General features: G+C 41.8%; 14 protein-coding genes. 4 read left to right on the forward strand and 10 right to left on the reverse strand.

The features are described 5' to 3' along the window. Positions 1–11 precede the first annotated feature (11 nt). Positions 12–497, forward strand: a complete 486-nt coding sequence (locus tag CEX98_RS16530) for a hypothetical protein (protein WP_099643128.1) — start codon at positions 12–14, stop codon at positions 495–497. 1 nt (position 498) lies between these two features. After that, entirely contained in the window at positions 499–1,377 is an 879-nt protein-coding gene (locus CEX98_RS16535; RefSeq protein ID WP_099643129.1) for a TIGR03899 family protein, read from the forward strand. Between the two features lie 78 nt (positions 1,378–1,455). Here CEX98_RS16535 and CEX98_RS16540 read toward each other — a convergent pair whose 3' ends face one another. The 10 genes from CEX98_RS16540 to CEX98_RS16585 all read right to left on the reverse strand — a co-directional run bounded on the left by CEX98_RS16540 (position 1,456) and on the right by CEX98_RS16585 (position 11,001). Beyond that, positions 1,456–2,217: a TIGR04219 family outer membrane beta-barrel protein gene (locus CEX98_RS16540; RefSeq protein WP_099643130.1), complete on the reverse strand. Its 762-nt coding sequence runs from the start codon at positions 2,215–2,217 to the stop codon at positions 1,456–1,458. Positions 2,218–2,221: 4 nt separating this feature from the next. Continuing rightward, positions 2,222–3,208, reverse strand: coding sequence for a DUF2333 family protein (locus tag CEX98_RS16545; RefSeq protein WP_099643131.1), 987 nt, complete (start codon positions 3,206–3,208; stop codon positions 2,222–2,224). A 16-nt stretch (positions 3,209–3,224) separates the two neighbouring features. Continuing rightward, a complete protein-coding gene (locus tag CEX98_RS16550; RefSeq protein ID WP_099643132.1) occupies positions 3,225–3,749 on the reverse strand; it encodes a copper chaperone PCu(A)C in 525 nt (174 codons plus the stop codon). A 94-nt stretch (positions 3,750–3,843) separates the two neighbouring features. Further along, positions 3,844–4,185 carry a hypothetical protein gene (locus CEX98_RS16555; RefSeq protein WP_099643133.1) on the reverse strand — a complete coding sequence of 114 codons (342 nt, stop codon included), beginning with the start codon at positions 4,183–4,185 and terminating at the stop codon, positions 3,844–3,846. 23 nt (positions 4,186–4,208) lie between these two features. After that, positions 4,209–4,418 (reverse strand): PspC domain-containing protein, encoded by a 210-nt coding sequence (locus CEX98_RS16560; RefSeq protein ID WP_099643134.1) that lies wholly within the window; start codon positions 4,416–4,418, stop codon positions 4,209–4,211. 47 nt (positions 4,419–4,465) lie between these two features. Next, positions 4,466–5,122 (reverse strand): PspA/IM30 family protein, encoded by a 657-nt coding sequence (locus tag CEX98_RS16565; RefSeq protein ID WP_099643135.1) that lies wholly within the window; start codon positions 5,120–5,122, stop codon positions 4,466–4,468. 179 nt (positions 5,123–5,301) lie between these two features. Continuing rightward, entirely contained in the window at positions 5,302–6,321 is a 1,020-nt protein-coding gene (gene dusA / locus CEX98_RS16570; RefSeq protein ID WP_099643136.1) for a tRNA dihydrouridine(20/20a) synthase DusA, read from the reverse strand. 463 nt (positions 6,322–6,784) lie between these two features. Then, complete coding sequence (locus tag CEX98_RS16575) at positions 6,785–8,260, reverse strand: serine hydrolase (protein WP_099643137.1); 1,476 nt, start codon at positions 8,258–8,260, stop codon at positions 6,785–6,787. Between the two features lie 219 nt (positions 8,261–8,479). After that, positions 8,480–9,265: a substrate-binding periplasmic protein gene (locus CEX98_RS16580; RefSeq protein WP_242441738.1), complete on the reverse strand. Its 786-nt coding sequence runs from the start codon at positions 9,263–9,265 to the stop codon at positions 8,480–8,482. 308 nt (positions 9,266–9,573) lie between these two features. Beyond that, positions 9,574–11,001 (reverse strand): MBL fold metallo-hydrolase RNA specificity domain-containing protein, encoded by a 1,428-nt coding sequence (locus CEX98_RS16585; protein WP_242441739.1) that lies wholly within the window; start codon positions 10,999–11,001, stop codon positions 9,574–9,576. Between the two features lie 341 nt (positions 11,002–11,342). Between CEX98_RS16585 and CEX98_RS16590 the strand changes: the two genes are divergently transcribed. Both CEX98_RS16590 and CEX98_RS16595 read left to right on the forward strand, forming a co-directional pair. Continuing rightward, a complete protein-coding gene (locus tag CEX98_RS16590; RefSeq protein WP_143484351.1) occupies positions 11,343–12,758 on the forward strand; it encodes a hypothetical protein in 1,416 nt (471 codons plus the stop codon). Positions 12,759–12,785: 27 nt separating this feature from the next. Then, entirely contained in the window at positions 12,786–14,633 is a 1,848-nt protein-coding gene (locus CEX98_RS16595) for a hypothetical protein (protein ID WP_099643140.1), read from the forward strand. Position 14,634 lies beyond the last annotated feature (1 nt).

A 14,634-nucleotide genomic window follows, 5' to 3' on the forward strand; every position in this document is an offset into this window, starting at 1 on the left:
TAAGAATGCTGATGATCTTAGCGTTAGCTATCGTATTAACTGGACTGGCAATGCCTCACCACTATAAAGTCGTGAAGCAAACTCACAGTGATGTAAATACAACAACACTGTCACCGCTTGTACTGTCCCATTGGCCTGCCCTATTTAATTGGCAACCGACGCAAGATATTTATTTTCGTGTTTTGCCTAAATCGCAGCATATCGGAAGCTCAGCTATTTTGATGCACCCGTGGGGAGAAGCTGAAATGACCATCACAAAGCTAACCGCGCAAACCCTGTCGGTGTCTTTGCATATTGATGATGAACATATAGCAAAAATAACGCTAAATTTGTTGTCATATCAGGCCGATAACAAACAACTCAGCATCATTATTGAGGGCAGAGCAAACACTCCTTTTATAGGAAGCTTTATTGCACTATTTATGCAGCAATATTTGCAGCAAGTAACCAACTCTGCGGTCAATCACATGAATACATTGTATAAATTACGAGCTTGATATGGCAGTCAAAAATGCACAAGTAAAATCAGCACTGGCACTCTCTATTGAAGAAAAGCTGGGCTACCCCATGGTGAAACGGATAACACCGCTTGTCACTCAAAACGATCGCTACCAATCTGACAAAAATAAAGATAACCAATATACGGTTCGAACTGAACACGGTATATTAAAGCGTGCACTAAAACGTCAGCAACTAATTAAAATTCAGCGTCAGCAGAACTTAGAAACCGTTATGAGTATGGCACTGACTATTTGCCCCGATATTACCGCACGTGGCCGCCCTGATCCTGATTGGCTAGAACACTTTATTTCCCTCGCAGAGGACATTGCAAACCACTCAATGCAAAAGCTATGGGCGAAGATTCTGGTGGGAGAAAGTATTACCCCAGGTACATTTTCTATCAAGAGCTTGCAAACCTTAAAAATGATGACCCAACGTGAAGCCACGGCCTTACAAAAGTGTGCTCCGCTTTGCGGTTACTTAGAAAAAGAAGACAGTTACCTTATCCTTCATGGTTACTACAAAAAGCCATCTATTTTTGACTTGTTGCGCAAAGGCAGCACAGAGTCGATAAACTTAAGTCAAGCCGGTCTCAACTTTCCAAATATTCTGACTTTAATGGATATTAATATTCTTTATCGCCAAGAGATTGAATCAGCATCGTTGCAAAAAGGACAGTCCATGCAACTGGTTTATTTGCGTAAAAAGCTCACATTAACGGCTAAGTCTAACGACCTTGTGCTGAGCTATTACAAGCTGACACAAACAGGTGACGAACTCAAAAAGTTGCTACAAAGCCCGATTCACAAGCAATATAAACAACTGGTGGAAAAAGCCTTTGAGAGTGACTTTTCATTACAGTGGGATGATAGGTAACGCTCTCAAAATAATATAAAAACGGCCTGGTAGATTACTCATACCAAGCCGACTTTGATCATATTGCGCTACAATATCTTAGAAGTGCAACTGAACTCCAGCGAATGGACCAGACACATCTAAGTCAGTATAAATATCGTCAATATCATCTAACTCAAGCACCATAGAGCGATAACCTACTTTTACCGCAACATCCACCGCCATATTATCAATGAACTCATATGCAAGACCAATTTGATAATCTTGAATCTTACTGTCGTCAATTGCGAGCATGCTGCCTTCGGCAAAAACGCTGAATCCAGTGAGTGGTAAACCTACTTCACCTCGTAAGTAACCGAGTGGAACGACACCAGAGAAATCAACTTCTTCGGTACGAACTTGGCCATCAGCAATACCCGTAACCATAATAGAACCATCAAACTGCTTTAAATTAACACCAAAATCTAGCGTTAATAAGTCATTGTCCAACACTTCATAATAGAGCGTATAGTCAATATGATTGAGATCTAGATTAGTAGCGGCATCTGTGCCAACTGTATAAACTTCACCGCCAAAGTCAAAGCTGTCTGTCAGAGTTGTTTGGCCATTTAACTCAACCTCTGTATAGCGTAGCTTGATGTTCGGCACTAACGGGACTGGGTGCTCAAGTGCAGCATAAAAGCTTGCGAACGTTTCATCGTTAAAATTAAAGGTTTGCATATTGCCTTTTTCAGCAAAACTACCTTCGGTTTCAGTGTCCCACCCTTCTGCACCGACATAAAGCCCGAGTACCGTATCTGCATGTGCAGCAGGTGCTAAACAAGCGAGAGATAATGCCGCCGCTAAAAAGTGTTTTTTCATGATGTTATCCTTGCGCTAAAAGTTCACTAAGTTCGATAAGAGCCGCATTGGCTCGCGAAATATAATTTGCCATCACCAGCGAGTGATTCGCAACCAAGCCAAAGCCGCTACCGTTTAGTACCATAGGACTCCATACGGTTTCCTGGGTCGCCTCTAACTCTCTGATAATTTGCTGCAGACTGACCAGTGCGTTTTTCTTTTCAAGCACAGGTTTAAAGTCATGCTCAATTGCCTTCATGTAATGTAGCAAAGCCCAAGTCGCGCCTCGGGCTTCGTAAAATACATCGTCGATCTTCCACCAAGAGGTTTTAACCATGTTGTGACTAGGTGCCATGGTTGCCTGATCTGCTGCGGTATCCCCCGCCAAATCTGTATTTAACCTGTCTTGGCCCACACTGGCACTGAGCCGTTGACTCAGGCTACCCATGCGCTTTTCCGCCTCTTTTAACCAAGAGCGTAAATTGTCGGCGCGAGCATAAAACTGACTGTCTCTATTACTGTTATCCGAGATCTGAGTTAAATACTGACGCAGTAAGTCATTGCCTTTTTGATATTCACCTTCAGCACTTGGCCACATCCACGCCGTTGAGCTGATATTAAACTGCGGTTGTGCCAATTTTAAACTTGGGTGCTCAGTTGACTGAGACTGAGAGCGGCTAAAATCTTTGCGCATTGATAGCGTTAGATCTCGCGTCATCTCGAGTACACCGTATTCCCAAGCAGGCATATTGTCCATCATGACACTCGGTGGCATCATGTCATTCGACAAATAACCACCCGGCTTATTGAGTAATGTGTCCGTCACTTTTATCAACGTGTGTGTAGTCACATAGCCAGTCACTAAGGTATTGCCGCTCTTTTGGGCGTCGGCTTTGGCCGCTGCTACAACGTCAAACTGGTCCGGCTCAACGCTCCAGTACACGGCTATAACATAACCGAGAAGTATTACAGCGATAATGCCAGAGATGATTTTTCCCGTATGATTTCCCATTTCGTACCTCACTGAGTTAGTGATGAGAGTGATGTCCTGATTTTGCTTTTTCTTTGCCACCAAACATATCTGCCAAAGCTACTACTTCTGCCATGGTGTATATTCTGTCGCCATCAGCAAAATATAGCGTAAGCTTGCGCTTCTCACCGACTTTTAGCGTTTCTACAGGCTCAAACACCATTAAATGATAGCCACCAGGCTGAAATGTCACCGCTTTACCCGCAGGGATGATGAGTTCGTCAACACGTTGCATTTTCATCATATCTTCTTTGTGCACGTGTTCATGGATCTCGACGCGTTTAACCCCTTCTAGTGCCGCTTTAACTAGCACTTTATTGTGCTCGGTTGGGTTCTTAATTACTAAGTAACCCGCCGTAGAGGGGGCTGCTGGTAGAAAGGCACGCACAGTGGCATTGTGAACAGAAAGTTGCTCAGCGCTATGATGGTGTTCGCCCTGCTCATGGCCTTGATGCGCAGATGTGTTAAAGCCGATAAATGTTGATAAAGCAAAAATTAAGGTTTTGATTACACTTGATTTCATGTTGGCTTTCCTTGGATTTATACTGCAAATAACTATATCACAGATCCCAATTTAGCGTGTTTTTTATCTCCCACGCCGACAAAAAATCAATGGCTCAAGCTTGCGCCTGAGCAGACTTGTCTACCACTAACCACACAATCGCAATAATACAAATGAGTGGGAATAGCGCAATCAGCGAATTAAATAACAGTGTCATTACTAGCCCAATGAACACAATTAGGAGCAAACCTAAAATACCTGCACTGAGCAATGCGGCTAACACCACCAGCGCCACTATTGCAAAAAGCAACGTGAGTATTTCAAAGCCTACCCAACCTAGATCAAATCCCATACCTAGTTGCAGATCGCTGATGTCCAACCACATCAGTGGTAGCGACACCCAAGAAAGCGCCAGTAAAAATACCAACGCAAACAGTATACCGGCTACGACTTTCATAGAGCCTACCTCGCCGCTTTTACTTAGTGTTGTATGTTAGCTTTTGGCATCGCAAACCACGCTACGCCATAAGCCAGCATCACAAACATTGGGAACTTAAAAAACAGTAATACGGTTAGTAAACGCGTTAGCCAAATTGGCATATCGAAGCGCTGAGCTAATCGCGCACAAACGCCACCGATTTTCTTTGAACTATTCATTTGAGACAGTGTTGATTGATATCTACTTTTCATCTTGATCCCCTTTTGCCTTGCGTGCTCAGTTGGTTTAGTGGGCGAGCTTAGCTCGCCATTTTTTGCTTCAACTGTGCTAATTCGTCGTCGATCTGCTGCTGCTTTTGCTCATCGTCAAAGCGCTGCCATACATCGGGCTGCCCCAAATCGTATGATTCAACCTCAGCTTCAAGACGTGACACTTTGCGCTCTAACTCATCAAACTTTCGTGTTGCTGACTGCATTTCATCGCTGCTCAACGTTTGTTTGATATGTAGCCTAGCGTTACCTGCTTCTAAGCGGCGTAGCATGGCTTTCTCTTTGGCTTTTAACTGCTGAATTTTGCTTTGCAACTTATCTGCATCTGCACTGAGCTTTTCAAGTGCTGGTGCTACGTCATCCACTTTTTGCTGTGCCGCTTGCGCCTTCTCGATTTCTCGCTGTTTTTGCTCAAGCGCTGAACGAGCTAGATCTTCACGACCTTTTTCAAGGGCATGCTCAGCTTTGCTTTGCCATGAAGCTGCCGATTTATTTGCTTGGTCAACTTGGCGCTGTGCTACTTTTTGCTGACAAATAAACTCTGCTGCGGTCGCACGACAATCAGATAGCGCTTCTTCTAAGTCACGAACTAACTGAGTTGCCATTTTTTGTGGATCTTCGGCTTTGTCTAACAATGCGTTTAGCTCTGCTTTGATAAGATCTTCAATTCTGTTGATGATGGTCATTGTTCGGCTCCTTTTATAATATAGTTAGACTATTCCAAGAGCCGTGCCAAAAATAAAAATAAAGTTAAATCATTAGGTTAGGATTTTTAAAAAGAAGAAAGGGGATCATTGGGATACATAAAATAGTGAAAAAGACGATAAAATCGTCTTTTTCACACATGGAATTGGGCTAATCCATTTTATACTTCGGGTACAAAAGACAGTGCCTTTTCCATCACCTCAATCCCGGCCTCTTTTTTGTGACCATTTTCTGATAAGTGACGACGGAAACCACGGGCACCTGGCTGATTTTGAAAAATCCCCAACATATGACGCGCAATATGCCAGAAGTTAGCGCCATTCGACATTTCGCTTTCGAAATAGTCATACATGCTTCTTACCACCTGGTGGCGAGTTTGCGTAAACGCAGCTTCACCATAGAGCAGCTCATCAACCCGCGACAACATAAACGGATTGCTGTAGGCTTCGCGGCCAACCATTACTCCATCTAAGTGGGCCAAATGATGCTGACATTCCTCAAGGGTTTTTACCCCACCGTTAATACTAATATGTAGATCGGGATAATCTTTTTTCAATTGATATACACGAGGATAATCAAGCGGTGGAACCTCACGGTTTTCCTTCGGGCTTAAACCTTGCAGCCACGCTTTACGAGCATGAATGATAAAGTCATCACACCCCACCGCTTTTGAGGCTTCAATCAACGCTGTAAGAAACTCATAAGAATCTTGCTCATCGATACCAATACGCGTTTTTACTGTTACCGGAATATTCACTTGCGCCTTCATCGCCGCCACACAATCAGCGACTAACTGCGGCTCAGCCATTAAACATGCACCAAAGCGACCATTTTGTACACGGTCTGACGGACAGCCCACATTCAGGTTTACTTCACTATAACCATATTCCTCAGCGCGCTTAGCACACTCAGCCAACGCTTTAGGATCAGAACCACCCAATTGCAACGCCACCGGCAACTCATGCGCACCAAACGCCAAATAATCCCCTTTGCCAAAAATAATCGCACCTGTGGTGATCATTTCAGTATAAAGCACCGCATGTTTAGTCAGCTTACGGTGAAAGGTCCTGCAATGACGATCCGTCCAATCCAGCATCGGTGCAACGCTAAAGCGGCGAAAGGCATCAACACAGTGATTCGGTGTTTGTGGCTCAAAGGGTGGAGTAGGTTGTTGGCTCATGGTATGACTTTCTCTATCAGGATTACTATCAATGACCTGTACTCGTTATGTCTATAGCAGTACATAGCTCAAATAGGTGATTGCGTAGTATACCGCAGCTTCTAATACTTCGTTAAGTATAGACAGCGATTTATTGCCATTAGTAAATAGCCAGAGCTTCGGACAATTAATGCTTTTCTAGCAGCTCATTTTAGCGCCAACTGTATTGAATCCACTTCCAATAGCCGGCTATTGGTGCGTAAATTCGCCTTGCCAACAAGGATGCAGGTACCAGGGAGGTGGCAGGACGCGAGGGCGGAGTTATCCCTAAAACTCTCTGGCTAGATAGGGAAGTAATTTAATGTGATTTTAAAAACAATAAATTAGCTCATTTCTTATCCAAACCTCAGATTAAACACTAAAAAGCCGCAAGCAATTGAACTTGCGGCTTTTAATTTACTTGCTCTGCTGGTCTCAGCGTAGTTTACAAATACTCTTTTACTTCTGCCACTTTGTTTTTTGCGAGTTGACTGTTTGGGTTTATTGCAAGTAGTTGCTGATAGTGCGCCAGAGCTTGCGCATATTGCTTGTTTAACTCATACGCTTCCGCGATGCTGTGATGGTAATAAGGCTGCTCGTTATTTTGCGTCAAAGCGAATTTAAACACTGCAATGCCCTCATTCACTTGACCGGTTTTAACTAACTTATTACCCCACTCCACTAAAATCTCTAGGTCGTACATTACACCGGTATCTTGCTGTGCTTGTGCAAACGTAGTGGCAAAGTTGCTAAAGCCTCGCTCATCGGTGAGCTGCGATAAGTATGCCATCGGCTGATAGGCCTTTTGCTTACTTGCCTCATTAAAACCTGGAATATAATACGCGGCAATGTCATCAACAAACTCAATGGGTAACCCGCCTAAAAGGTTGGTGAGTACAATCACAGAAAGCTTGTCTTCAGGGTAAGTGATCACTGTAGTCGCATTCCCACCACTTGCGCTAATTGCTGGGTGATATTTACGTTGGATCACTTGCCAGCCCATAGCATAGCCGTTTTCTTTGTTGTTAAAGGCTTCAGTACGGCCATTGTTAAGCTTTACTGGCGTCCATAGCATGTCCAGCTCTTTAACCAGTTCTCCTTGTTGTAGCGATATAAGGTAATTAGCTAGCTCCGTTGCCGTTGAACTCATGCCCGCTGCTGGTCTTAGAATATAAGGGAATTCACCGTAAAAGTTCTTATAGTTACCTTCGCCTAAATGAATATACTGACGAGCTTGATTTGGCACCATGCGTTCAAGATAGTCAAACCCTGCTTGCGCCGTTTGGGTCATATTGGCTCGAGTTAACTGCATCTTAGTGATAAAAGCAGGAAAACCTTCAGGCATGTATTTATCAATGATTTTACCCAAAATCACATAGCCCGTTTGGTTATAACTAAAGCGTGAGTTAGGTGTAAACTGGAGCGGTTGCTTTTGCACGGCTTGCCATGAGGCCTCCGCATCGTTTGGTACTATGGTTTCTAGGGCATAATTTGATGCGAGGATCGGCGGCAGTCCAGTGGTATGAGCCATTAATTGATTAATTTTGAGTTGCTGCCAAGCCTCTGGTAAATTAGGTAAGTGTTTGCCAATTTCATCGTCTATGTGCAGGTATCCTTGCTCAGCTAACTGCACAATAGCAACACCGGTGAATGCTTTTGTCATCGAATTAATCGGAAACAACGTCTGCTCGGTCACAGGCACTTGATGCTGTAAATCTGCAAAACCGTAACTTCCTTGCTTAACGATTTTATCGTCTTTAACTACAGCTAACTGTAATCCGGGAATGTGTCTTTCTTTCATTAACACTTTAATGAGCTTATCGACCGATTCTGCTTTAACTAATGAAGAGAATAAGGCCGACCACAGTAGCGTGCCAAACCATAAAATGGTTGATAATAAGACCTTGTTGTTCTTGTACATGATTGTTCCATCTTTCATTTACATTAAGAGATGGTTAGTTATTTTCAAGTCTTATGCCAAAAAAAAATACACTTTAACTTCAATAACTTAATTAAAAACCATTGCTTCCAGTTAAGCCTACATAAAAACAAAATAGTGAAAAAGATAAATAAATAGTGAATTTGACGAATACATCAGGGGATTTCGGTGAACAGCGGAATAATGAGGCACAGAGCACGATCATTCTCTTTCCACGGCAAGGTATTGTTGCTGTATTTGTTTAAATGCTGCTGTTTGTTTAAAAGAGAGCATCGCGGCATCAAACTCATTTGCTCGTTCGGCCAACCGCCCTAACTTAGGTAACGTGATATAGGCAGGAGTTACATTCAGCGGTGGTTGTAATAGCTTAACTTGGTCAAGCGCCCCTAGGGCTTTTAACTCCATAATTGCAGTTAAATCATTTTCAAATACAGCATCAACCCGCCCTAATAGCAACATTTGCAAACTACTTTGGGACGTATTGGTTAATTGAATATGCTTGGCTAAGTGTTGACGTGTACGCTGAAACTCGTCATCGATCGCTTTGTCTCGGTACATTGAGACTGTATGTTGACGCAAAAACATGGCTATGTTTCCGTCAAATGTGATGGTGCTGTCTTTTCTGACTATGATCACGTTTTTTTGATCTAGGATGGGCTGATTTGGAAAAACCATATAACTTGCGTAATCTCGCCGCATAAGTACCGTCAAGACAATATCACACAGCCCTTTTTGCGCCATGTGTGCCACTCTGGGCCACGGAAAATATTCAATCTTTATCGGCCAATCAAGTCGCTGAGCTAATGCTTGCAACACCTTTACCGCATAGCCATCCGGTTCGCCGTCAGTATTAAGCATTGTTTGAGGGGCCAGCGTTAGACTACACACCTGATAAGGTGCTAATGGCTTATCTGACGCGTGCGTTTTTACACTACCAAGAGTACAAGCTAACACACTGAATAAATATAATATAAAGCAAAGTTTCACGCTCAAAATCTCATTAGTTGGCACTACAATGACACATACTACTATTTGCTATCAGTTATTATTGTGTCGTTAGACCAATTAGCTTAATTAAGTGCTCTATTTTGAGGCGAGAGAATCTTGTCGATAACACCGCTACCGCACCCTGCTATCGCCAAGGTACCTACATCCGTGTAGGCAAGGCAAAAATTTTGCTATTTAGTTGCTCTAAATACGAAATTTTTAACGCAGTTAGCGTCAGATTTGCTCCTTCAAATTGAGCAAGTATTAAGACTAATTGGTATTATATAACTATTCTTAGCAGATAGCCGCTAAAACTCTATTGTTTCCCCCAATACGGGAATTTCAGCCTGAATGTTATGTTGCAGCTTAAGCGCTTCTGCTAGTCCTTCCAATGCGTCGGGTTCACCGTGAACAAGTATCACTTTAGGGCAACTTTTAAAATGACTAACCCATTCAATCAATGCCGCTTGCCCGGCATGTGCTGAGAAGCCGTTTAATGTTTCGATGTTTGCTTTCACTATAATATCATCGCCAAATAATTTGACGTGTTGGGCACCGTCAACCAATATCCTTCCTAAGGTGCCGTTGGCCTGATATCCAACAAAGATAATGGTATTGCGACTATCCCAAATGCGATGTTTAAAATGATGAGTGATCCGCCCACCGGTGCACATTCCACTACCCGCGATGATTAATGCCCCGCTGCTTATTTTGTTAATTGCCATTGAGTCTTCGGCATCGACCATCAAATGCAATGTAGATAAGAAATTTTTGAGTAAGCTTTGCTCTCCGGTATGAAGTTTTTTAACGCCTTCACAATCCAAAGTCGGGAGCCACTGGTCGTATACCTCAGTGACCTCAATAGCCATTGGACTATCGAGAAAAACTTGCCAATTATCAAGCTCACCGGCATGCTGTAACTTACCTAGGTAAAGCAATAGCTCCTGTGCTCTGCCCACTGCAAACGCGGGGATCATCACATTACCACCCCGTGCAAACGCATCGTCCAAAATGCCTTTTAGTTGGGTTTGTGTATCACCTAAAGACTTATGTTCACGGTCCCCATAGGTACCTTCCATTAATACAATATCAGCTTGTTCTAGCAACGCAGGATCATTCATCAACAGTGTATCTTTGTTACCAAGATCACCCGAAAAAACCACCTTTTTCTGTTTCCCTTGCTCATCAAAGGTTAGCTCTGTGATTGCCGAGCCAAGAATGTGCCCAGCATCGTGAAAGCGCACACTCGCGCCTTTTGCAATTTTTACTTCTTGCTGATAAGCAATAGGCTTGAGACAGTCCAATACATCCAGTACATCTTCTTTGGTGTACTGTGCGGGAATATCATCGAGCCCCTTACGTGCACGCTTTCTGTTTTCTCTACGCAAATCATTTTCGTATAAACTTAACGCATCAAATAGCATAATGGGCAACAATTGCGACGTCGCCTCTGTGCAATAGATTGGGCCTGTAAAGCCATCATGTAATAAGCAAGGCAGCCTACCCGAATGGTCCAAGTGCGCATGGGAGAGAATAACCATATCAATACTATTTGGATTAAATTCAAATTGCTCACGCGAGATAAGATGCTTTGCTCTCATCCCTTGATGCATACCGCAATCAAGTAGTACATCACCTAATGAAGGCGAGCTAATAAGGTGGCAAGACCCTGTAACTTCTTGCGCAGCCCCATGGAAGGTAATTGTTGCCATCGCTTTTACTCTATTTCTTTGCACGGGGTAATTCCCCTTGGGTTTATGTAAGTTTAGTTACAAAAATCCGAGTTGCTTATGTGCTGCATCAAAAGAGTTACAGATGTAAGCTTTGCTCCTTGAGCACATGTTCGTGTGACCAAAACTTTTTATATTTTATTTTCATTTATTCTAAAAAAGGCAATCTAGACTGAAGGTAGGGATCGTTTCGAATATCCGGTATCTCTTTAAATTATATGAAACAATCAAATTATTGACATAAAAGGAACCCAGTATATACTTTTAATTTACACAAAATTACAACATTTTGCAGTATTTACTAATAGCCAGTAGATAAGGTGTTGCTTGCATCAATGGATGGAGCAATGACAATCAACACAGCAACTAATTCCGCGTTCGAAACTACGAATAAAAAGCAAGCTGTTGTCGTGATTCATGGCATGGGTGAACAACGCCCAATGACAACAATAAGAGCTTTTGTAAACAATATTTGGAAAAAAGATCCCAAGATCAAGAGTCCACACTTTTGGAATAAACCAAGTAGTGTTTCTGAATCTTTAGAACAACGAAAGCTCACCACTAATAGTCCTGAGACCGAAGCTAATAATAAAGTTCAACGCACTGATTTCTATGAATACTATTGGGCCCATCATACAAATAATACCAAATGGGAACATTTTATAGGGTGGCTAAAAACACTACTATATTGCTGGCCTTGGCGCTATAAAGATCACCCCAATACCTTGCAACCGCTGTGGTTTATTCTTATTTCACTGCCTGTCGTTATTTGGTTACTGGGCGACTACTTAATTTACGGAATAAACTACGAAGTAGAGAACATTCCTATCGTTGTAACGTCATTGGCGGTGGTCGCAGAAGTAGGCTTTCTCATTTTGCTTTTTAACTTAAGCCGTTTTATGCTCAGATATTTTGGTGATGTTGCCAGATATGTTCGTGCAGAGCCTGCAAATATACAGATACGACAAGCAATTCGACAAGGAGGCATAGAGCTGCTAGAAAAGATCCATCAAAGTGGTGAATATGACCGCATTGTATTGGTGGGACACAGCCTCGGCTCTATCATCGCGTATGATATTCTTAATCACTTGTGGGCACGACATAATAAGTTTCCCCATACAGACGGCGAGCATACCCACACGACTCCCCTCTCACCTCATGCGCTAGAATTAATCCATCAACTGGAAAAGTTAGCAATAAATTGCGGCACTGAAGATTTCGATCAAAATGCCTATCACAGCTTACAATACGAATTATTTTGCGAACTACGCGAAAAAGATAAAAACCATAATTGGCTTATTTCAGACTTCATTACTCTGGGTAGCCCATTAACCTACACAGATATTTTATTGTATGAAGATAAGCTTGAATTTAATAAAAGAAAGCTAGACCGTGAATCTCCAACCTCGCCCCCAGTCCCAGAAAAAGAACATTGGTATTACTATATAAACGACAGTGCTTACCTCCATCATGGTGCGGTTTTTTCGAGTGTTCGCTGGACAAATATTTTCATGCCACATTACTACATGATTTATGGTGACTTTATTTCAGGGCCTGTTAGTAAAAACTTCAGCTATCAACACACAGACTTAACAAATCTAATTATTGACCCACCCCAAAACCTATTTAAATCTCCCATTAAAGAGGTCTGCTTAGATTATACACAAGTAAAGAATGGATTTACCCACTCGGAATATTGGCAACATTCTGAAATTAGCAATTTCCACCTAATAGAATTAAGAAAAGCATTAAGGCTTTATTAAAATGCAGAGCTGGCTATAGGCAAGACTATGAAACTTACAAGTGCAAATAATAAAAGGCATTTCGTCAATATTTTAAGTATCGTGTTGCTATCAAGTTGTGGTATCACATCTCAGCACCATGTTAGGACAGGGGAAGATCCGAGATACCAAGATAAAGACGTTGCATTTAGAACCACATATTATTTTAGGGTTTTTGACTATTGCTACAGCAAACACTTAGAGGAAAAAAGAACTTATCCTAAAACCAGCGGCTTGTACCGCTTTAAAATGACAGGAAAATCCAATACAACATTTAATGCCGTAAAGTTTGAATCTGGTATTCTCAAAAGTTGGGAGCTGGATCCGCTTGGTGCAACTGTAGCCTATGACAAAAATATTGGTAGACACAGATATGTTTCAGCAGAGGAGACACAAAACCAAGCTACAGCAGCCCAAGCCTGGTTGGAATACAATCAGCTCAAAGCCGAACTCTTAGCGCTCGAGAAAGAAAACACAAAGACAACCTACCACAACAAGGCCTTAACAGCTTCACTTACAGCCGTAATTTCTAACAATGGAGTGAGTAGCAACTTAGTCACAGATCTGAACCAAGCCTTTAGCAACTATCAAAATAACACACTCAATAGTATTAATACCGACGTACAACGTCATGTCGTCAACGCGCTAAAAAATAAACAGAATGAATTACTAAAAAGCAATCATAATAAACTAGCGCAGCAATTCAATGATAAAAGTAAAGAGTGGTTATTAGAAACCATTATCGAAGAACTAAAGAGCGGCATAGATAGAGAGTTATTAACCTTACCTAATGATGCGATAAGCAATGACAAAAGCAAATGGCAGACATTTACTACTAGATTAAATAACGTTATAGATTTCCCTGTTAAAGACAACAAAAAAGCACACTTTATTGCAAAGTTGAGTGAAAAATACAAAAGCATTAAAGATGTAAGTGAACTGGAGTCTTTACAAATCAATAAAAATGGCAGCTTATACCGTGCCATTGATTTGTTAGCAAAACATTACATAGGAGAACTCAATAATAAAAATATATCTATTAACTCTTTAAAAGATAAATTTGATAATGTTTATACTATTCAGAAAACTAGCCTAAAGCAAGATGATGGTACATTCAAGTCGCTGACCACAGAAGACAAGGCAATGCTAAGAAAGCAGCTTTTCTCGCAAGTACATAAGATTTTTTCTTTCACTACAGATTTAGAGAATAATTTAAAAAATGTGCCAAAATCGTTTGATTTTAGTGCTCAGATATCGCCCCTTAACATATTCACAGAATTAAATAAATCAAATCTAAACCAAGCGTTGTTAAATCAGTCCAACCTTCTAATTAATAGTGCTGTACAACAAGCTTACTACGACAACACCAGCAAGTTTGGCACAACTCTAGATACACTACAAAAAGCAATGAATGCGAAGTTGGCAATCGCGACTGGCACATCTACAACCTCGGCACAGGTGGCCCTTAATGATTCCGATAACGCGATAAACTGCTCTCAAGTCAATAAACGGACTGGATTCCAGATTTTAGGGCCGGAAGGCTGGCGAACATTTGATCAAGATGAGCGTCTTGTTATGGCTATGTATTCAGACAATTCTCCCATCACTGGTGTACTGAAAGAGCTTTCAAAGCAAGTATTAGATGCTCACCAAGCAAACAAGCCAAACTTACTCCCCTTGGTGCAGGCTGAACTGAGGTTAACCCAAGCACAGCAAGCACTCATTAATAACAAAAGTAGCGTTACGACAACGAGCTCAGATAAGAAAGGACAAGCCCTGTGTCAATTAATAAAACAAGTAAACAGCAAATTCGCCACGCACGAAACAGCCGCAGCAACTAATAATGATGATTGTTAAA

This window comes from Pseudoalteromonas piscicida, from assembly GCF_002744175.1.
Taxonomy (GTDB): Bacteria; Pseudomonadota; Gammaproteobacteria; order Enterobacterales; family Alteromonadaceae; genus Pseudoalteromonas; species Pseudoalteromonas piscicida_B.

Coding starts and splice junctions, on each gene's coding strand:
- CEX98_RS16530 (WP_099643128.1), top strand. CDS start 12: ATGATCTTAGCGTTAGCTATCGTATTAACTGGACTGGCAATGCCTCAC.
- CEX98_RS16535 (WP_099643129.1), top strand. CDS start 499: ATGGCAGTCAAAAATGCACAAGTAAAATCAGCACTGGCACTCTCTATT.
- CEX98_RS16540 (WP_099643130.1), bottom strand. CDS start 2,217: ATGAAAAAACACTTTTTAGCGGCGGCATTATCTCTCGCTTGTTTAGCA.
- CEX98_RS16545 (WP_099643131.1), bottom strand. CDS start 3,208: ATGGGAAATCATACGGGAAAAATCATCTCTGGCATTATCGCTGTAATA.
- CEX98_RS16550 (WP_099643132.1), bottom strand. CDS start 3,749: ATGAAATCAAGTGTAATCAAAACCTTAATTTTTGCTTTATCAACATTT.
- CEX98_RS16555 (WP_099643133.1), bottom strand. CDS start 4,185: ATGAAAGTCGTAGCCGGTATACTGTTTGCGTTGGTATTTTTACTGGCG.
- CEX98_RS16560 (WP_099643134.1), bottom strand. CDS start 4,418: ATGAAAAGTAGATATCAATCAACACTGTCTCAAATGAATAGTTCAAAG.
- CEX98_RS16565 (WP_099643135.1), bottom strand. CDS start 5,122: ATGACCATCATCAACAGAATTGAAGATCTTATCAAAGCAGAGCTAAAC.
- dusA (WP_099643136.1), bottom strand. CDS start 6,321: ATGAGCCAACAACCTACTCCACCCTTTGAGCCACAAACACCGAATCAC.
- CEX98_RS16575 (WP_099643137.1), bottom strand. CDS start 8,260: ATGTACAAGAACAACAAGGTCTTATTATCAACCATTTTATGGTTTGGC.
- CEX98_RS16590 (WP_143484351.1), top strand. CDS start 11,343: ATGACAATCAACACAGCAACTAATTCCGCGTTCGAAACTACGAATAAA.
- CEX98_RS16595 (WP_099643140.1), top strand. CDS start 12,786: ATGAAACTTACAAGTGCAAATAATAAAAGGCATTTCGTCAATATTTTA.